General features: G+C 63.3%; 1 protein-coding gene. It reads left to right on the plus strand.

The annotated features are described in order from the left end of the window. The coding region (locus HMPREF2554_RS11855; RefSeq protein WP_371326187.1) for a hypothetical protein at positions 1-270 on the plus strand (270 nt) is incomplete at both ends.

The following is a 270-nucleotide window of genomic DNA, read 5'->3' on the forward strand; positions in this document are numbered from 1 at the left end:
AAGACGGTACTGAGATCACAAGTAAAGTCCAGCATCTTGCCGTTGCCGTCGGGGATGAGGCAAGCAACGCATGCTCCTTTACCACAGCGTCAGAGTCGGGCAAGGGCACAAACGACGGTTCATCCTCCGACCAGAATGCCGGGCAAGACTCCTCGGCACGGGTGGGCACCCCTCAGGGCGCCGTGCGCGTTCCCAATGCCCCGGCGGATGCGGCGCATCCGCACAACCCGACTGAACCGCAGGATGCCTCGGCAGCCCCGCAGAACGGTA

Origin of the sequence: Rothia sp. HMSC071F11, assembly GCF_001809115.1 — a bacterium.
In the GTDB taxonomy this organism is placed as follows: domain Bacteria; phylum Actinomycetota; class Actinomycetes; order Actinomycetales; family Micrococcaceae; genus Rothia; species Rothia dentocariosa.